This window comes from Pseudomonas sp. FR229a (assembly GCF_030209115.1).
Taxonomy (GTDB): Bacteria; Pseudomonadota; Gammaproteobacteria; order Pseudomonadales; family Pseudomonadaceae; genus Aquipseudomonas; species Aquipseudomonas moraviensis_A.
On the sequence record NZ_JARVSP010000005.1, the window covers coordinates 149,741 to 168,412 of the forward strand.

Annotated in this window: 14 protein-coding genes; 12 read left to right on the plus strand and 2 right to left on the minus strand. The window is 58.9% G+C overall.

From position 1 onward, the window contains the following. Window positions 1-385 precede the first annotated feature (385 nt). The 3 genes from QRN33_RS04260 (at window position 386) to pgm (ending at window position 5,057) form a co-directional block, all read left to right on the plus strand. Window positions 386-1,852, plus strand: coding sequence for a hypothetical protein (locus QRN33_RS04260; RefSeq protein WP_042610059.1), 1,467 nt, complete (start codon window positions 386-388; stop codon window positions 1,850-1,852). Between the two features lie 49 nt (window positions 1,853-1,901). Further along, complete coding sequence (locus QRN33_RS04265) at window positions 1,902-3,302, plus strand: aminotransferase-like domain-containing protein (protein ID WP_285407300.1); 1,401 nt, start codon at window positions 1,902-1,904, stop codon at window positions 3,300-3,302. A 108-nt stretch (window positions 3,303-3,410) separates the two neighbouring features. Then, the gene (gene pgm / locus QRN33_RS04270) at window positions 3,411-5,057 is read left to right on the plus strand and encodes a phosphoglucomutase (alpha-D-glucose-1,6-bisphosphate-dependent) (protein ID WP_285407302.1); all 1,647 of its coding nucleotides are present in this window, start codon (window positions 3,411-3,413) and stop codon (window positions 5,055-5,057) included. Window positions 5,058-5,110: 53 nt separating this feature from the next. On the opposite strand, the gene QRN33_RS04275 is transcribed toward pgm, so the two are convergent. Then, a complete protein-coding gene (locus QRN33_RS04275) occupies window positions 5,111-5,806 on the minus strand; it encodes a pirin family protein (protein WP_042610056.1) in 696 nt (231 codons plus the stop codon). 257 nt (window positions 5,807-6,063) lie between these two features. Here QRN33_RS04275 and QRN33_RS04280 point away from each other — a divergent pair, with 257 nt between their 5' ends. Next, window positions 6,064-8,538: a UvrD-helicase domain-containing protein gene (locus QRN33_RS04280; RefSeq protein WP_285407304.1), complete on the plus strand. Its 2,475-nt coding sequence runs from the start codon at window positions 6,064-6,066 to the stop codon at window positions 8,536-8,538. A 49-nt stretch (window positions 8,539-8,587) separates the two neighbouring features. Here the strand turns inward: QRN33_RS04280 and QRN33_RS04285 are convergent, their stop codons facing one another. After that, entirely contained in the window at window positions 8,588-8,860 is a 273-nt protein-coding gene (locus QRN33_RS04285) for a DUF1652 domain-containing protein (RefSeq protein WP_042610106.1), read from the minus strand. A 264-nt stretch (window positions 8,861-9,124) separates the two neighbouring features. Between QRN33_RS04285 and QRN33_RS04290 the strand changes: the two genes are divergently transcribed. The 8 genes from QRN33_RS04290 (at window position 9,125) to QRN33_RS04325 (ending at window position 18,670) form a co-directional block, all read left to right on the plus strand. Then, window positions 9,125-9,940, plus strand: a complete 816-nt coding sequence (locus QRN33_RS04290; protein WP_123419514.1) for a helix-turn-helix domain-containing protein — start codon at window positions 9,125-9,127, stop codon at window positions 9,938-9,940. Window positions 9,941-9,991: 51 nt separating this feature from the next. Beyond that, window positions 9,992-11,398 carry an NAD(P)/FAD-dependent oxidoreductase gene (locus tag QRN33_RS04295; RefSeq protein ID WP_285407309.1) on the plus strand — a complete coding sequence of 469 codons (1,407 nt, stop codon included), beginning with the start codon at window positions 9,992-9,994 and terminating at the stop codon, window positions 11,396-11,398. Window positions 11,399-11,429: 31 nt separating this feature from the next. After that, window positions 11,430-11,774 (plus strand): cupin domain-containing protein, encoded by a 345-nt coding sequence (locus tag QRN33_RS04300; protein WP_042610052.1) that lies wholly within the window; start codon window positions 11,430-11,432, stop codon window positions 11,772-11,774. 55 nt (window positions 11,775-11,829) lie between these two features. Next, complete coding sequence (locus QRN33_RS04305; RefSeq protein ID WP_285407311.1) at window positions 11,830-12,915, plus strand: polyamine ABC transporter substrate-binding protein; 1,086 nt, start codon at window positions 11,830-11,832, stop codon at window positions 12,913-12,915. 463 nt (window positions 12,916-13,378) lie between these two features. Further along, a complete protein-coding gene (locus QRN33_RS04310; RefSeq protein WP_042610050.1) occupies window positions 13,379-14,824 on the plus strand; it encodes a serralysin family metalloprotease in 1,446 nt (481 codons plus the stop codon). 91 nt (window positions 14,825-14,915) lie between these two features. Then, complete coding sequence (locus QRN33_RS04315) at window positions 14,916-15,344, plus strand: AprI/Inh family metalloprotease inhibitor (protein ID WP_285407314.1); 429 nt, start codon at window positions 14,916-14,918, stop codon at window positions 15,342-15,344. 204 nt (window positions 15,345-15,548) lie between these two features. Continuing rightward, window positions 15,549-17,324 carry a type I secretion system permease/ATPase gene (locus QRN33_RS04320; RefSeq protein ID WP_285407316.1) on the plus strand — a complete coding sequence of 592 codons (1,776 nt, stop codon included), beginning with the start codon at window positions 15,549-15,551 and terminating at the stop codon, window positions 17,322-17,324. After that, window positions 17,321-18,670: an HlyD family type I secretion periplasmic adaptor subunit gene (locus QRN33_RS04325; RefSeq protein WP_042610047.1), complete on the plus strand. Its 1,350-nt coding sequence runs from the start codon at window positions 17,321-17,323 to the stop codon at window positions 18,668-18,670. Before QRN33_RS04320 ends, QRN33_RS04325 begins: the two co-directional genes overlap by 4 nt. The last annotated feature ends 2 nt before the right edge of the window (window positions 18,671-18,672 follow it).

Sequence of the window (18,672 nt, forward strand, 5' to 3'; positions counted from 1 at the left end):
TGATTACTTTCATCTCAAGGAATGAGCTATGGCTGTGCATTCAATTTGTCCGGGGCAATATCAAACGGCTAGCTCGGCTGGCTTCGTCAATTTCTGTTTAATTGCTGTAGGGCGATTCGGAAGTTGCTTCTCTATTTCTTGTAATGAATTGTCGTGGGACGCTGTGGGAAGTTTCCTCAGATTATTTTTGGCTCGAGAAAGGCCAGCAAATACGGGCGGTTGAGCGCGCCGACGGGCCTTCATGACAGTTTTTTCAGGTGAAGTGTTTCAAATAACTACAACTTTGTAAGTGTTAGCATTTCAGCGTCTATTACTTATTGATCCAATTGTTGCGCTCACTGTGATGTTTGCGTGGCATGAATCTTTTGATACCGGGTAAATACCGATGAGCACGATCCATGATCAGGCAATGAACTATGTCTATCAGCAAGTATTGCAGCGTTTGCTGAGTTTCTTTTCCCGAGCCGAGCGCACGGCGTTGCAGTTACTGATTCAGCGCCTGGTCGTGGCTGCTGGCGGAATGGACAACATCGGGCAGTTCAAGGTGCTGGTGCATCAGTCCGGCTCGCGTGACAGCTGCTACACCCTGGCTTTGCTCCGTGCAGCGCAACTGACGATTGCCAGCCGTGCGCCTGCGACGTTCCAGTTGCGCGTCGCCGCCTTGCGCTGGAATGGCGACAGTCCCGTTGCCCTGCACAACCTGCATCGCAGCTACAGTGCACTGTTTCTATATGACGACCCTCGGGTCGAGCTGCTGATGGTCGATAACCGCGAGGTGCTGGCCTTCGATCACCGCACGCCTGTCAGCGACGACGGTCGTGAAGCCAGTCGAATCAATCTGCTGCTGGTCGGGCATTGTCGGACCTGGATCGAAGCGCCCCAATTGTGGGATGACGCCTATCTCGCCACCGCCGAGTACTACAGCCAGATCGCCCGCTGGAACAATGGTGTCGACGCCATGATCAGTACCGAAACCAAGAGCAGTCAGCAGCATTTCCTCGAAGGCCTCAACCGTGCGATGCAGCGAGTGGCGATCGCAGGTCCCGGACTGGTCCACAGCGGATTCGAGGCGCTGTTTCCGCTGCTGGACGGGCTGGGCGACGATTTCTACCGCGAACTGCGGGCTGAAGATGACCGGACTGCCTGGCGACCTGAGGGTGAGTTCGAAGCCTGCCGGCGCACCAGTTTTATCGACATCAACGACATGATGGTAGGCAAGCTGGAGGACCGCTGGCCCCTGTTGGGCGAATTCCTCGGCTTTGAACCGGATGACCGGGCGCTGTATCAAGGCGAAGCGGTGTTTGCCGACCCCCTGATCTCGGCGCATGTGCAAGGGCTGTACGCACGGTTCATCGAGGGGCGCACCTATGAGGCAGGTATCGACGACTACCTGCGTAATACCCTGGCCGACATGCGCCGACAGCAGGTGGCGGAGTCCGTCTGCGAACATTTGCTGTCGTGCTTTGACAACGTTCGGCAGCCCGAGCATCTGCGAATGCATGCGGAGGATTACCTTTTGCACGGTTTCGGACTGAACGAAACGCAGTTGGTGTGCCTGTTGTTTGCACCGTTCATCGACAGCGGTAGAGGCCTCGAGCGGTTCCTGCGCAACTGTCACCCCGGCATGCTGGTTGCGATGCCGGACCTGCACCGCGCCCTGCAAGGCCTGCATGCCCCTGAGCAAGTGCTGAAATGGATCATGGAGGTCAGTGGGTTGCCAGTCAGACTGGTTATCCGTCTCTATGCGATGGGACCTGTGCAGCTTTGTGCGCCCGAAGAATTTGCCTGCGAAAATGCAGATCCGGGAGAGACAGAGCCAGTTTCGCGAGTCGAGCGGTCTACGGAACGCTGACGGTGAACCAAGGGTTGGGTTGTGAACCAATGTCTACGGAAACGAGGTTGTGAAGGGCGCGCGGGACAATGATTTTGTTTATCAGGCAGTTTATCGATATCTGACGACGCTGATTGATGATGCCACTGGGAGCACGGCGGTACGCATGCCCTCGTTGCGCCAACTGGCCGACCGGCTCAATGTGTCCATTTCAACGGTGCAATACGCGTATTCGCTCCTGGAAAAAGAAGGTCGGGTCTATTCCATAGCCAAATCAGGGTATTACGCGAACGCGCTGTTCAGCGTGGACTCGCTCGGCAATGGCAGTGATCTGCTGGAAACCGTTTACGTCAATGCGAGACGTCCCGGCATGTGTGTTTTGAGCGCCGACGAGCCGGCGTCGCTGCAACCACTGGACAGCCCTTTATTGACGCTGGAGCGGGAGCTGTTGCGTCAATACCCGCGTCAGCCCCAGACATTGGCCCAGCCTTGCGGTGAGCTGGAGCTGCGGGTCGCTCTGGCGGCGCGTTATACCTGTTCGACGGAGCATTACTGGCATGCCGATGATGTCTATATCGGTGCTGATTTGCGGGGAATACTGGAGATTCTGATTTCGGTACTGGAATTGCGTCAGGCCGCCGTCGTCGTCGAATCGCCTTGTGACTGGGCGATCTTGCGCCTGCTCGAATCGTCCGGCGTGCGGGTGATCGAGTGGGCCTCGCAGGCTGAGGGCGCGCTCGATCTGTCGGCACTGGAATCGCTTTTGAAGAACGAGCCGGTACGTTTGATCCTGTTGTCATCGGTATTGAGCATGCCTCTGGGCCGTGGCTTCAGTGATGAGCAGCAGCAGGCCATCGCCAGGATGCTGGAGCGACATGGGGTCTGGGTGCTGGAGAATGACTGCTACAGCGAGCTTGACGAGTGCAGTGATTCACAGCGACTGCGGAACTGGCTCGACCCTCAGCGCTTGCTGGTGTTTTCCACCTTCGAGAAATTCATCGGTGCCGAAGCGCCTTTCGGCTTTGTGCTGTCGCGGCATTGGCGTGACGAGTTACAACGTCATTTCCTGTTACGCGCGTTTCGCCTGTCGCCCATTCGTCAGAAGGCGATTGCCAGGCTGTTGAGCGGCGGACGGCTTGATCAGCACTTATGCGTGTTACGGCGATTGCTCAGTGAGCGCCGTACGCTGTTGATACAGGTGTTGCGCGAGCGTTTGGGCGATACGCTGCAGATTGTCGAACCTCGGGGCGGCGCGACGGTGTGGGTGCGCTCGTTACGCCCCGTCGACATGTCGAATGTGTTTCATCGACTGCTCAAGCAACAGGTCATCGTGGCGCCGGGGGAACTGTTCAGCCTCCAAGGCCTGTATGCGGACTCACTGCGTTTGAGCGCGCTTAACCAGGGCGATCGGGATTTGCCAGGCGTGATCGGACTTCTCGGCGATGCACTGCGATTGTCGCCGGGCAAATAACGTTAAAAAACATCGGGCGAGGTTTGGATACATCCCGTCGCACAGTGGTCAAACTGCCAGTAAACTGCGCAGCATTTCCTGAACCACTCCGATTTCAGAGGTTTTTGCATGACACTCAGTCCTTTTGCGGGCAAACCGGCACCGGCGGAACTGTTGGTCGATATCCCGCGACTGGTTACGGCCTATTACACCGGCCAGCCTGATGCATCGATTTCTACCCAGCGAGTGGCGTTCGGCACCTCCGGCCACCGCGGCAGCTCCTTCGATTTGAGTTTCAATGAATGGCACGTTCTGGCCATCAGCCAGGCGATCTGCCTGTATCGCGAAGCCCAAGGCATCACCGGTCCGCTGTTTGTCGGCATCGACACCCATGCCTTGTCGACCCCGGCCGGCGCCAGCGCACTGGAAGTCCTCGCCGCCAATGGCGTCACCGTGATGATCTCCGAAGGTGATGAGTACACGCCGACCCCGGCGATTTCCCATGCCATTCTCTGCTACAACCGCGGCCGTACTTCTGGCCTGGCAGACGGGATCGTCATCACCCCGTCGCACAACCCGCCACAGAGCGGTGGCTACAAATACAACCCTACCAACGGTGGCCCGGCCGACACCCACATCACCAAGTGGATCGAAGCCAAGGCCAACGAACTGCTGGCGAACGAGCTGGCCGGGGTCAAGCGCATCAGCTACGAGCAAGCGCTCAAGGCCAGCACGACCCATCGTCACGATTACCTCAACACCTATGTCGCCGACCTGATCAACGTCATCGACTTCGATGCCATCCGCGACGCCAAGCTGCGTTTGGGTGTCGATCCGCTGGGCGGAGCAGGGGTGCGCTACTGGTCGGCTATTGCCGAGCATTACCGTCTCGACCTGGAAGTGGTGAATAAACAGGTCGATTCGACTTTCCGTTTCATGACCGTCGATTGGGATGGCCAGATCCGCATGGACCCATCGTCCAGCCACGCGATGCAGGGCCTGATCGGTCTGAAAGAACGTTTTGACGTGGCATTCGCCTGTGATCCGGATCACGATCGCCACGGTATCGTCACGCCGTCCGGTGGTCTGCTCGCACCGAACAATTACCTGGCGGTGGCGATCGATTACCTGTTCCAGAACCGTCCGCAATGGCGCGCCGATGCCGCCGTGGGCAAAACCGTGGTCAGCAGTGGTCTGATCGATCGTGTGGCCAGGCGCCTGGGTCGTCGCCTTTACGAAGTGCCGGTCGGCTTCAAGTGGTTCGCTGACGGTCTGTTCGACGGTTCGTTGGGTTTTGGCGGTGAAGAGAGTGCCGGCGCCTCGTTCCTGCGCAAGAATGGCGGCGTTTGGAGCACCGACAAGGACGGTCTGATTCCTGCCTTGCTCGCCGCCGAAATGACCGCGCGCACCGGGCGCGATCCAAGCCAGGCCTACCGCGCATTGACCGATGAGCTGGGCGAACCGTTCTCGGTGCGCGTTGACGCCAAGGCCAATCCTGAGCAGAAGGCTCTGTTGAGCAAGCTGTCGCCGGAGCAGGTCACTTCGACCGAACTGGCGGGCGAGAAAATCCAGAGCATTCTCAGCCACGCACCGGGCAACGATCAGGCCATTGGCGGCCTGAAAGTCATGACCGAAAACGGCTGGTTCGCGGCGCGTCCGTCGGGCACCGAAGACATCTACAAGATCTACGCCGAAAGCTTCCTCGGCGACGACCACCTCAAGCAATTGGTGGCCGAAGCGCAAACTTTGGTGGATGGCGCTATTTCCACCAAGTGATGCACGCATGAAAAAGGGCAACCGTAATGGTTGCCCTTTTTGTTGCCTGCGGATCAGGCCAGGTCGACCAGTACGATCTCGCTGTCTTCGATCGCCGTGACCGTCAGCACTTGCTCGTGTGCCACTGCGACACCGTCACGCGCTTGCGCACGCAAGCCATTGACCTCGATCACGCCAGTGGCGGGGACCAGATAAGCGCGGCGTCCCTCGTCCAAACGGTATTCGGCAGTTTCACCAGCCTTGATGTTCGCCGCCACCAGACGTGCGTTGGCGCGGATGCGCAGGCTTTCATCGTCGCCAGCCTTACCGCTGGCCAAAGTGACAAAACCTTCGCGCTCGCCTTTGGGAAACGGCTTGGCTCCCCAGGATGGAGGGGCACCGGTTTCGGTCGGCAGAATCCAGATCTGGAAGATCTTGGTTTCCTTGTCTTCCAGGTTGTACTCGCTGTGGGCGATGCCGGTGCCGGCGCTCATCACTTGGACGTCGCCGGCTTCCGTACGGCCCTTGTTGCCGAGATTGTCCTGGTGAGTGATCGCGCCTTCACGTACGTAGGTGATGATTTCCATGTCGCGGTGCGGATGCTGCGGAAAACCTGTGCCTGCAGCGATGATGTCGTCGTTCCACACGCGCAGATTGCCCCAGCTCATCCGCTGCGGGTCGTAGTACTCGGCAAACGAAAAGTGGTGATGCGCGTCCAGCCAGCCATGATGGGCGCCGCCCAGCGAGCTGAAGGGTCTGAGTTCAAGCATGATCGTCTCCTCAATAGGTTCGTCAGGGGGCGGGCCCCGTGGTTGATGACGACGATCATCTATCAGGCAATCATCGATAAAAAGCGCAAAAACTGCCGCATCATGATCAGGTTATTAGATGGAATTCAGCCTCGAAATCGTTTCATCTGACTTTCAATTCGTCGCCTAAACCGATGACCTGTAAGCATTTCGCTAGAACTGGACGACAAATCCAGACACCATAGCCGCCACAGCCTCACACCCTGGAGTCCGTCAGCGTGGTGCAACACATTCCCGATCTTCCTCCTGAACTTCGTCCACTGGCCGAGATGCCTTGGTTCAAGCGTCTGGCCGCGCGTTTCTTCGGCCACGGCCTGACAAAACTGCGCGCCCAGCACCGCGCCTCGTGGCTGCACGGGCAAGCCGACGGGTTTCGCAGCGGGCACACTGCTGGCGTTGAATACGGCTTCAGGGAAGGCAAGCTCGAGGGGCTGGAAGAGGGCCGTCAGGTCCTGCTGATTCGCGACAGCCGCAACACCGAGCATCGTCCGCCCGGCGTCGATAACAATCTGTTCGATGACTGGCGCCTGCCGCTCACGGCGGAGCTGAAGAGGCGCATCAAGGCCGATGTGGCCCGATTACTCCCGGCCCACGCCCAGCCCAGCGCCGCGCAGTGGAAGATGATTTTCAGCGACACGCCGTCCACCTCGGTGGTGGCCGGTGCTGGCGCGGGCAAGTCGACCACGCTGGTGCTGCGCATTCTCTTGCTCAGCCACTACCTGGGTTTTGAGCTGGATTCGATGACTGTGGTGACCTTCACCCGCGAATCGCGCAAGGATTTCATCAACAAACTCATTGAAATCTTCACGCTGTGGGGCCAGCCGCTGAACCTCAAACAGGCCCGTGAGCTGGTGCGAACCTTCCACTCGCGCATCTTGCCAATGGTCCGCAGTCTGCCGGGGTTCGAGCGCCTGCAGGCGTTCGAGAATCTCAGTGATCGTCCGCAGAGCAGCGCGGAAGAGGTCGACAGCAATCCGTTCGACCTGCGCATCAATGACGCGCAGCGACAGCAAATCAATGCCTGCTATCACCGCTTGTTCAACGAAGATGAGCGTTTCCGCCAGCTGATCCAGCCGCTGTCCCGCGCCGGGCTGCAGTTGAAGGAGCTGGAACGCGATCACCCCGATGTGCAGAAGCGCATGGCGGTCACCGAGCTTGCGGCCAAGCGCGATGAAGAGCTGTGCGACGTCATTGAGGATCTGTGGTTTCGCGCGGGTGCGTGGCCCATCAAGGGGATCGAACCCAGTCGGCAAACGTTCGAGATCAACGGTTCAACGTTCCACTGTCACGGCTATATCCCAAGCCTAGATGCCTGGGTGGTGCTCGGGTTTGACTCTAGGGAAAACGCCCAGCTATGTCGGCCAAACGCCAAACTGAGCGTCCGCGCAGAATGGGCAGTCAAGCGCACACTGTTTCAAGCTTTCTGTCGTAAGCCATTGATATGGTTGGATAGTTACGAGTCGTCAAGGCGTGTTCTGGCGACCTTGGCCGGCGATGCCAGCGCCGGTCCTGGCTTCGACTATAAGGTTAAAGGCGAGTTGGCATCGGCGCCGCTGCTCGATTGTTTTGTCGGCGCGGCAGGCTTTATCGAAAACCTCGGCCTGGATGTACCCGACGCGGTCAGTCGCATGAGCTTTGCCAAGGACGATCCCGATCGGTTTTTCTTCGAAGCCCTGAGCCTGTTCTGGCGCGCGTTCGAGGATCACTTGCTGGACCAGAAACCGCCAGTGATGACCTACAACCGCATGTTCGCCCTGTTCAGTGAGCATTCACCGGAAAACCTCAAGTTGCTCAGCGATGAACTGCTGCGACCGATGTCGCATTTGATGATCGACGAGTTTCAGGACGTTTCGCCGCAGATCGTTTCGTGGATACGCGCCAGCCTTAACGAAATCCGCAGCCGTGGCCCGGCCATGCACGTCGGGCGCGGTGCGCAGCGTTCGTCGCTGTTGTGCGTCGGCGATGACTGGCAATCCATTTACGGCTGGCGCGGCAGTTCGCCGAGCTACTTCATGGAGTTCAACAAGGAGTTTCCTTCGCCGAGCACCACGCGGGTGATGCTCAGTGACAACTACCGCAGTCATCAACACATCATCGATGCCGCCGAGCACATTGTCCGCGCAGCGCCGGCCATCGCGGGCAAGAAGGCCAAGGCCAGTGGTGAGCCCAAACCATTGCAGCCGGTCAACGTGCTTGAGCGGAATGACGAGGCGCTGGGTCAACGACTGGCGGAACATTACCGCCGCGGCGATTCGATCTTGATGCTCTATCGAAAAAGCAGCGATAAGTTATTGATAGAACAGCATATTCAGCCGGTACTTAATGTAGATTCGAACTTGCCCTACGAAGCGCGACGGCTGAAACAACTGACCTATCACAGTGCCAAGGGTTTGCAGGCTGATGCAGTGTTTCTGCTTGGCGACTGCCAGCACCTGACCAGTTCGCCGTACAAGAATCAGGTCTACCGCATGGCCGGACTGGGCAAAACCGGCGACAGCGAGCCGTACGACAGTGCGCAAAAAGACGAGATCCTGCGTCTGGCCTACGTGGGCATTACCCGGGCTGTCAGCCATTGCTACTGGTACGTCGAACCGCAAGAACCCCAAGCGGTGAATATGCCGAGAGCTTCGGATCGAGTCACCAGGGGCAAGCCATTCTTCGTCGATCATCGCGCGGAGAAGACCACCGTCTAAGCATAAAAAAGCCCGCATCGCTGCGGGCTTTTCTTTTTGAATCAGTCGGTTATGCGTAGTTCTTCAGAGATTCCGGAGGAGTGAAGGCTTCCAGTTCATCCTCGATGGCTTCGATGATTCGCTCGACATCCGCCGCGTTCATCACCGTCGCACAGGGAATGCCAGCGATGGCGATCATGGTTTCGCCGCTGGCACGATCGAACAGACGGGCGATCAGGCTGCCCGGTGCATCCATCGTCGCTTCGAATCCCATGGGATGAAAATGCCAGCGCATCAGCTGGCAAGCGTTGGGAAAGGTGACTTTGCTGGACCCTTTATTCATGGTGTTGCCCGCCTGCTTCATCGAGCGCTTCCTTTTGCTCATGTTAGGTGGGAAGAGCCTTCATTGGCTCAACCAGTGCTTGAGCTTTAAAAGTAGCATCCGTGTGTGAAAAACTGTGAGTTTTTTCAGTCCGTTTAGCGATTGATTCGCATTTTTTGATGTAAGTCACTGGCTCATCGATTATCGCCAAAACGCCAGCATGGATTTTTCATTGAAGCGGCAGAGGAAGTTGGGCAAGCTCGGTTCTTTTTCGCCGAGCCGCTTATGCACGCCGATGACGACGGCCCAGAACAGACCCAAGCCACGGCCGCCACGGTCATGCGCTATCACCTGAGCTGGAAACACCGAGATCTGGACAGCGTCATGGCGCTTTATCACGCCGATATCCAGTACAACGATTTCTTTCAGAATCGCGTGCTTGCTCTGGACGAGTTGCGCGAATACGTGCGCGTCAGCATGCCGCGAGAATCCGACGAACTGCTCGAACATTGCGACCGCATCCGGGTGGACGGCAACACGGCGTTCATTCAGTACGAGGTGACTTTGCGCGGTGGCGATGGCCTGGTGTCGTTCCGTTCCAGCGAAGCGATCACGGTCAAGGACGGTTTGATCTGGCGCGTCAACGAGTACGCCTCGCTGGTGCGTACGCAAGCCGACGGCAGTTCGGCACCCAGCCAGCGCCCGGCGGTCAGTCGTCTAGGGCTGTCACCGCGGCAATTGAGTTTCATGGCCGAAGACCTGCAGCAGTATTTCGAAAACCAGCAACCTTATCTGGATCCTGAGCTCGACCTGCAACGGGTGGCGAAGGAGTGCGGGTACAGCCGCAATCAGATCTCCTATCTGCTCAACCAAGTGCTTGGGCAAAGCTTCTATCGCTACGTCAATCAGGCGCGCCTGCAGCATTTGCTGCGCGCCCTGGACAGCGCCACGCCGCCGTTGCGTATCGATGAGCTGGCGTTCGCCGCCGGCTTCAATTCGCTGTCAGCGTTCTACAAATGCTTTCGCGAGCATACCGGTCAGTCACCCAAGGCCTACGCCAGACAAATTTCTCTGCGGGCACGCGCGCAAGACAGCCACTGAAGACAACCACTAGGATCGACGCCATCGAGGTTTTCAGTGGCGGAGTCTGGCATGTCGGCGTGGCGCACGATCAGTTTGTGGATGGATCAGCTCGAAGAGCCGCTGGTGGCCCGGCCTGCGCTGGAGCGGGATCTGGACGTCGACGTGGCAATCATCGGCGCCGGTTACACCGGACTGTGGACGGCGTACTACCTGAAGAAACACGCGCCCGGCCTGGATATCGCCATCATCGAGGCGCAAACCGCCGGATTCGGTGCTTCCGGCCGCAATGGCGGCTGGCTGATGGGCAACCTGCTCGGCGAGGATCGTCTGCTGGCAGGGTTGTCGCCCGAACAACGCCGGGCTTCTTACGACCTGCTGCACAGCATTCCTGATGAAGTGGAAATCGTCATCGAACGTGAAGGCATCGACTGCGATTACCGCAAGGGTGGGGTGCTTTATTGCGCCGCGCGCTATCCCGAACAGGAAACTGTGCTGCGCGATTACCTGAGCAAGCTGCACGCTCAAGGGCTGACGGACGACGATTACCGCTGGCTCAGCCCCGAGCAACTGGCTCAGCAGATCCGCGTGGCGAAACCCTACGGCGGCATCTTCGCCCCTCACGTTGCGACCATTCACCCGGCGAAACTGGTGCGCGGTCTGGCGCAGACCGTGCAGAACATGGGCGTGAAAATCTATGAAAACAGCCCGGTGAGCCACTGGCAGTCAGGCAGTTTGCGCACCGCCAAAGCCAGCGTGCGCGGTCGCTGGATTGTCCCGGCCGTGGAAGGTTATTCGGTGACGTTGCCGCCGCTGGGCCGCTATCAGTTGCCGGTGCAAAGCCTGATCGTCGCCACCGAGCCGCTGTCGGCTGCGACCTGGGATGAAATCGGCCTGAATCGCGGCCAGGCGTTCAGTGAATTCAGCCGTCAGGTCACCTACGGCCAGCGCAGTGCCGACAACCGCCTGATTTTCGGCGCCCGTGGCGGTTATCAGTTCGCCGGCAAGCTGCGTCATGACTTCAACCTGACCGGCGACGAGGTCGAACTGCGCCGCTACCTGCTCGGCGAACTGTTTCCGCAACTGAAAAACGTGCAGATCACCCACGCCTGGGGCGGCAACCTCGGCATGTCGCGGCACTTCAAGCCGCACATGCTCTGCGACCGTGCCAATGGCGTCGCGTTGTCCGGCGGTTACGGCGGTGAGGGCGTCGGTGCCAGCAATCTCGGCGGACGCACCCTGGCCGATCTGATTCTCGAACGCGACAGCGAACTGACCCGGCAGCCGTGGGTACTGCCCGATGGCGGCATTCATGCGCTGCGCGCCTGGGAGCCGGAGCCGTGCCGCTGGCTGGGCTACAACGCGATCATCAAAAGCTTCGTGCACGAAGACCAGACCTTGGCCAACCCGGCCACCGCACCCTGGCGGCGCAAGCTGGCCAGCCGGGTCGCCGGCTTCATGGAAGGTTTCATGCACTAAACGCCGTTTCCCTCAATAAACAGGTCACGCCATGAGCATCACCCAATTCAAGAACACCGCCACGCTGGCCCTCGAAGAATCCAGCCCGGTCGCCGTGCCCCTCGGCGAGCCCGTCGCAATCGCCTCGACCACCAGTGTCGAGCGCGACGACGGGGTTGAAACCGGCGTCTGGGAGTGCACCCCAGGGCGCTGGCGGCGACAGATCACTGCGCAGGAGTTCTGCCATTTCATTTCCGGGCGCTGCACGTTCACCCCCGACGGTGGCGGCGAAACCCTGCACATACAAGGCGGCGACGCACTGATGTTGCCAGCCAACACGCTCGGGATCTGGGATATCCAGGAAACCGTGCGCAAGAGCTACGTGCTGATTTTCTGATTGTTCGATCGTTTGATTGCCTGCCAACAAAAAAAGCCCATACAGGAATCGCCCCATGATCCAGAAAACCCTCGCATTGGCGCCGCTGCTGCTGGCCGTTTCCGTCAGTCACGCGGCCGAGACGGTCAAGGTCTACAACTGGTCCGATTACATCGCCCCGGACACCACCAAGAATTTCCAGAAAGACACGGGCATCGGCGTCACCTATGACGTCTACGACAGCAACGAAACCCTCGACGGCAAGTTGATGACCGGCAAATCCGGTTACGACGTGGTCTTCCCGTCGAACCACTTCATGGCGCGGCAGATTCAGGGCGGGGCACTGAAGAAGCTCGACAAAAGTCAGCTACCGAACTGGAAGAATCTCAATCCGGCGTTGCTCAAGGCTTTGCAGACCAACGACCCGAACAACGAGCACGGCTTTCCATACCTGTGGGGCAGCACCGGTATCGGCTACAACATCGCCAAGATCAAAGCGGTGCTCGGTGACAATGCGCCGGTGGATTCCTGGGACCTGATTTTCAAGCCCGAATACATGGAAAAGCTGCAGAAGTGCGGGGTGGCGATTCTCGACAACGGCCCGGAATTGCTCCCGGCGGCGCTTAACTACCTCGGTCTGCCGCACCACAGCAAGAATCCCGAGGACTACAAGAAAGCCGAAGCGCTGCTGATGAAAGTCCGGCCCTATGTCAGCTACTTTCATTCATCGAAATACACCAGCGACCTGGCCAACGGTGATATTTGCGTAGCGGTCGGGTTTTCCGGGGACATCCTGCAAGCCGAGAACCGCGCCAGGGAAGCGAAAAACGGCGTCGAGATCGGTTATGCGATTCCCAGGGAAGGCGCGGCGATCTGGTTCGACATGGTCGCCATGCCCGCCGACGCCCCGGACGAGAAGGCCGGCTACGCCTTCATGAACTACCTCCTGCGCCCCGACGTCATGGCCGGGATTACCAACTACGTGCATTACGCCAATGGCAATGAACAGGCGGACGGCCTGATCGATCCGGCGATCAAGAACGACACCAAGGTGTACCCGAGCCCGGAAATGATGGGCAAGCTGTTCGCGCTGGAGGCGATGCCGCTGAATATCGACCGGATTCGTACGCGGGTCTGGAACAAGATCCGCACCGGTAGCTGAGTTTTCCAGGACGAACACACAAGACCCCTGTGGGAGCGAGCCTGCTCGCGAAAGCGGTCTGTCATTCAACAATTATGTTGACTGGGCAGGCGCCTTCGCGAGCAGGCTCGCTCCCACAATGATATTGCGTGAAGCCAGTAGTTGATATCAAAGCACTGGCACCGCTGTCTGAAAGTGTGACTTGCCCAACAAATCCAAACTTACCGATATTTAATATTTAAATAGGAAATCGTCAGACGATTTGCCCTGTCCCCAGCAACTAACAACAATCTTTCCTCCCTGTGCGCTTTGTTTACGGCAGTTTCCTGATATATCGAAATTGGATCGCAAAAAAATCCTTTACGACAGATTTCAAATTGTGTCAGGTTCGTTACGCCTTCATTGGGCGAGTGATAGGACGATCTCGCCAAAGATCGTCCTGTCGGACAAAAACTGTTCCATTGCTAAACAAGGAAGTGTGTTTATGTCAAAAGTTAAAACCAACGCTGTTGATTCCGCCGAACAGGCTTTCCAATTGGCCGCCTTCAGCTCGGCGTACAACCAGATCAATAGCTTCAGCCATCAATACGATCGTGGCGGCAACCTCACGGTCAATGGCAAACCCTCGTACACCGTCGATCAGGCGGCTACGCAATTGCTGCGTGATGGCGCTGCCTACCAGGACAAGGACGGCAGCGGCAAAATCGAACTCACCTATACGTTCCTGACGTCTGCATCGAACAGCACGATGAACAAGCACGGGATCAGTGGGTTCAGTCAGTTCAGCGCGCAGCAGCAGGCGCAGGCCAAGCTCGCCATGCAATCCTGGGCCGACGTGGCCAATGTCACGTTCACCGAGAAAGCTTCGGGCGGCGACGGCCACATGACGTTCGGTAACTACAGTGGCGGCCAGGATGGCGCGGCGGCGTTCGCCTACCTGCCAGGTACCGGCGCAGGTTATGACGGTACTTCGTGGTACTTGATCAACAGCGGCTACACGCAGAACAAGAACCCGGATCTGAACAACTACGGTCGTCAGACCCTGACCCACGAAATCGGCCACACCCTGGGCCTGGCTCACCCTGGCGACTACAACGCCGGCAATGGCAACCCGACCTACAATGACGCTACTTACGGCCAGGATACGCGCGGCTACAGCGTCATGAGTTACTGGAGCGAGAGCAACACCAACCAGAACTTCAGCAAGGGCGGCGTCGAAGCCTATTCGTCCGGCCCGCTGATGGACGATATCGCCGCCATCCAGAAACTCTACGGTGCCAACACCAGCACCCGCACCGGCGACACCACCTACGGCTTCAATTCCAACGCCGGCCGCGATTTCCTCAGCGCTTCGTCGTCGAGTGACAAAGTGGTGTTCTCGGTGTGGGACGCCGGCGGCAAGGACACTCTGGATTTCTCTGGCTTCACTCAGAACCAGAAGATCAACCTCAATGACGCTTCGTTCTCCGACGTGGGCGGGCTGGTCGGCAACGTGTCGATTGCCAAGGGCGCGATCATCGAAAACGCCATTGGCGGTTCGGGCAGCGATCTGTTGATCGGTAACAGTGTGGCCAACGAGCTGAAGGGCGGTGCCGGCAACGACATCCTCTACGGCGCGGGCGGTGCCGACAAGCTGTGGGGCGGCGCCGGTTCGGACACTTTCGTGTTCGCTGCCAGCTCGGACTCCAAGCCGGGTGCGATCGATCAGATCCTCGATTTCGTCAGCGGTCTGGACAAAATCGACCTGACCGGCATCACCAACGGGGCGGGCCTGCACTTCGTCAGCAGCTTCACCGGTTCCGCTGGCGATGCAGTGCTGACCTCGTCGGGCGGCAACAGCCTGTTGTCGGTGGATTTCTCCGGGCACGGCGTGGCGGACTTCATCGTCAGCACCGTTGGCCAGGCAGCGACCAGCGACATCGTGGCGTGATGTGAAGGGAAAGCGGCGCCCAAGGCGTCGCTTTCTTTACTTGCATCGGTAGGCGCTGTACGCAACGCTAAGGGCTGGAGCGAAATTTCCCATGATCTACAGAGCTTTTACCTACAAGGCATCGGCGTGGCTTTCAGCGGCGCTCGTTACGATTTCAGGAGCAACAGCGATGGCAAGCAGCCTCAGACTCGAAGAGCCCTCCGTGTTTGCCGGAAAGTGGCAGGCAACACTGTCCAGCACAGTCGAGGACCTGCGGACGCAAAAGCTGCAGGACAAACCCTCCAATACCTGTAGCGTCGAACTGCTCGCCAACAAGACCGTTGGCAAGGGAGCAGACTGTCTGGGTGCGTGGCTCGAGCAAGCTCCGATCGGCTGGTTTCCTGATCCTGACGGCTTGTCGATCACCGGTAACGAAGGCTCAAGAATCCAGTTTTTCAGCCGACAACGTGATGGGTTGTATCTGGCGACTTTGAAGTCCGGGCTGATCGTCACGCTGGAACGTACGGCGCCCGATAACTGATCGGCCTTTTTACAAACCAATACAGCTATAGCGATTGGTCACACGGTTATAAGCAAGGTCAATAAAGGCAACTGCGCCGCAATATCCGGCGTTAGTTGTTATGAAAGTGTAAGTGGCCGCCGCGAAAGTGTATCCGCGGATGGCTCGCTTTATTAATTGAAGTGTCGCCTCGCAGGGGCGATGAATAATGTTCAGGAATAATCAATGAAGATGGCGAAGGCCCCAGCCACCGCTCCGTTAATCAAGGCATTGGGCGACTATAAGAACATCTTGATCAGCGTCGGTTGTTTTACCGCGCTGATCAACGTGCTGATGCTGGTGCCGTCCATCTACATGCTGCAAGTCTACGATCGGGTGCTGTCGTCGCAGAACGAAACCACCCTGGCGATGCTGTCGCTGATGGTCGTCGGTTTCTTCGCCTTTATCGGGCTGCTGGAAGTGATCCGCAGCTTTATCGTCATCCGCATCGGCAGCCAGCTGGAGCGCCGTTTCAACCTGCGGGTCTATCAGGCTGCATTCGAGCGCAACCTGTTCAAGGGCGAGGGCAATGCCGGGCAGTCGCTCGGCGATCTGACCCACATCCGTCAGTTCGTCACCGGTCCTGCATTGTTCGCCTTCTTCGATGCGCCGTGGTTTCCGGTCTATCTGTTTGTCATCTACCTGTTCAACGTCTGGCTCGGCGTGCTGGCCACGGCGGGTGCGTTGCTGCTGATTGCACTGGCGTGCCTCAACGAATACATGACCAAGAAGCCGCTGGGCGAGGCCGCCGGGTTTTCCCAGCAGTCCAGTCAGTTGGCTACCAGCCATTTGCACAACGCCGAAACCATTCAGGCCATGGGCATGCTCGGGTCGCTGCGCAAACGCTGGTTCGGGGTGCATTCGCGCTTTCTCGGCTTGCAGAACCAGGCCAGCGACACCGGCGCGGTGATCAGTTCGTTGAGCAAGACCCTGCGTCTGTGCCTGCAATCCTTGGTGCTGGGCCTGGGCGCTTTGCTGGTGATCAAAGGCGATATGACCGCCGGGATGATGATCGCCGGCTCGATCCTCATGGGCCGCGTGCTCAGCCCGATCGACCAGTTGATCGCCGTATGGAAACAGTGGAGCGGGGCGAAGCTGGCTTACCGCCGTCTGGATGCGCTGTTGCAGGCGTTCCCGCCAAGCGACGAGGCCATGGCGCTGCCAGCGCCGAAGGGCCAGATTTCCTTCGAACAGGTCAGCGCCGGCCCACCGGGACAACGTTCCGCGACGTTGCATATGGTCAATTTCAACCTCGGTGCCGGTGAAGTACTCGGTGTGCTCGGCGCTTCCGGCTCCGGCAAATCGACGCTGGCCCGGGTGCTGGTCGGCGTGTGGCCAGTACTGGGCGGCACCGTGCGTCTGGATGGCGCCGATATCCACCGCTGGAATCGCGATCAGCTTGGCCCTTACATCGGTTACCTGCCGCAGGACATCGAGCTGTTCAGCGGCACCATCGCGGAAAACATTGCGCGATTCAGTGAAACCGACTCGCAAAAAGTCGTCACTGCTGCGCAACAGGCCGGCGTCCACGAGATGATCCTGCGCCTGCCGCAGGGCTACGACACGAAGCTGGGCGAGGACGGCAGTGGCTTGTCCGGTGGCCAGAAGCAACGCGTGGCACTGGCCCGTGCGCTGTATGGCACGCCGAGTCTGGTGGTGCTGGATGAGCCCAACTCCAATCTCGATACGGTCGGCGAGGCTGCACTGGCCAGTGCCATCGCACAACTCAAGGCGCAGGGCACCACCGTGATTCTGGTTACGCACCGCTCTTCGGTACTGGCCCAGGCTGACAAGCTGTTGGTACTCAACGACGGTCGTCTGCAGGCGTTCGGCCCGAGTCAGGATGTGCTCAAGGCACTGTCCGGGCAACAGGAACAGCAACGCGAAAAAGCTGCACAAGCACCGGGCGGGCTCAGCATGAGCCGGCAGTATCAGCCCACGACCAGGAATTCGGGTGTATGAGCAGCGCCAGCATGAACACTGAAAACGAAGCAAACATGGAACACGCCTATCTCACTGAGCGTCCGGAACGCGATGCGAAATTTTTCGCGCGCATGGGCTGGATTCTGGCCATCGTCGGCGCTGGCAGTTTCTTCACCTGGGCGGCACTGGCGCCGCTGGATCAGGGCATTCCGGTGCAGGGCACGGTGGTGGTTTCGGGCAAGCGCAAGGCCGTGCAGTCGATGAGCAGCGGCGTGGTCAGCCGGATTCTGGTGCGCGAAGGCGAAATCGTGAAGCAGGGCCAGCCGCTGTTCCGCCTCGACCAGACGCAAGTGGCGGCCGATGTGCAATCGCTGCAGGCGCAATACCGCATGGCCTGGGCCAGCCTTGCGCGCTGGCAGGCCGAGCGCGACAACCTCAAACAAGTGACCTTTCCGCCCGAACTGAGCGACGACCCGGATCCGCGTCTGGCGCTGGTGCTGGAAGGCCAGCGGCAACTGTTCAGCAGCCGCCGCGAAGCGTTCTCGCGGGAGCAGGCGGCACTGCGCGCCAATATCGAAGGCGCCACTGCGCAACTGGCCGGGATGCGCCGCGCGCGCAGCGACCTCAATGCCCAGGCCAGCTCTTTGCAGCAACAATTGAGCAACCTGCAACCGCTGGCCGACAACGGCTACATTCCGCGCAACCGCTTGATGGACTACCAGCGGCAATTGTCGCAAGTGCAACAGCAACTGGCGGAAAACACCGGCGAAAGCGGTCGTGTCGAGCAGGGCATCCTTGAGTCGCGCCTGAAATTGCAACAGCACGGCGAGGAATACCAGAAGGAGGTCCGCACGCAACTGGCCGACGCGCAGTTGAAGAGCGTGACCCTGTCCGAGCAACTGACCTCCGCCGGTTTCGATTTGCAGCACAGCGAGATCCTGGCGACTGCCGATGGCGTAGCGGTCAATCTCGGCGTGCACACTGAAGGCGCCGTGGTGCGTCAGGGCGAAACGCTGCTGGAGATCGTTCCGCAAGGCACCACCCTGGAAGTGGAAGGGCATTTGCCAATCAACCTGATCGACAAGGTCGGCACGCATCTGCCGGTGGACATTCTGTTTACCGCCTTCAACCAGAGCAAAACCCCGCGCGTGCCCGGCGAAGTCAGCCTGATCTCCGCCGACCAGATGGTCGATGAGAAAACCGGCGTGCCCTATTACGTGCTGCGCAGCAGCGTCAGCGATCAGGCGATGGAAAAACTCAACGGCCTGGTGATCAAACCGGGCATGCCAGCGGAAATGTTCGTGCGCACTGGTGAGCGTTCACTCCTCAACTACCTGTTCAAACCGCTGCTCGATCGCGCCGGTTCCGCGTTGACCGAGGAATAAGG

Coding starts and splice junctions, on each gene's coding strand:
- QRN33_RS04260 (WP_042610059.1), top strand. CDS start 386: ATGAGCACGATCCATGATCAGGCAATGAACTATGTCTATCAGCAAGTA.
- pgm (WP_285407302.1), top strand. CDS start 3,411: ATGACACTCAGTCCTTTTGCGGGCAAACCGGCACCGGCGGAACTGTTG.
- QRN33_RS04275 (WP_042610056.1), bottom strand. CDS start 5,806: ATGCTTGAACTCAGACCCTTCAGCTCGCTGGGCGGCGCCCATCATGGC.
- QRN33_RS04285 (WP_042610106.1), bottom strand. CDS start 8,860: ATGAATAAAGGGTCCAGCAAAGTCACCTTTCCCAACGCTTGCCAGCTG.
- QRN33_RS04290 (WP_123419514.1), top strand. CDS start 9,125: ATGCACGCCGATGACGACGGCCCAGAACAGACCCAAGCCACGGCCGCC.
- QRN33_RS04295 (WP_285407309.1), top strand. CDS start 9,992: ATGTCGGCGTGGCGCACGATCAGTTTGTGGATGGATCAGCTCGAAGAG.
- QRN33_RS04300 (WP_042610052.1), top strand. CDS start 11,430: ATGAGCATCACCCAATTCAAGAACACCGCCACGCTGGCCCTCGAAGAA.
- QRN33_RS04305 (WP_285407311.1), top strand. CDS start 11,830: ATGATCCAGAAAACCCTCGCATTGGCGCCGCTGCTGCTGGCCGTTTCC.
- QRN33_RS04310 (WP_042610050.1), top strand. CDS start 13,379: ATGTCAAAAGTTAAAACCAACGCTGTTGATTCCGCCGAACAGGCTTTC.
- QRN33_RS04315 (WP_285407314.1), top strand. CDS start 14,916: ATGATCTACAGAGCTTTTACCTACAAGGCATCGGCGTGGCTTTCAGCG.
- QRN33_RS04320 (WP_285407316.1), top strand. CDS start 15,549: ATGAAGATGGCGAAGGCCCCAGCCACCGCTCCGTTAATCAAGGCATTG.
- QRN33_RS04325 (WP_042610047.1), top strand. CDS start 17,321: ATGAGCAGCGCCAGCATGAACACTGAAAACGAAGCAAACATGGAACAC.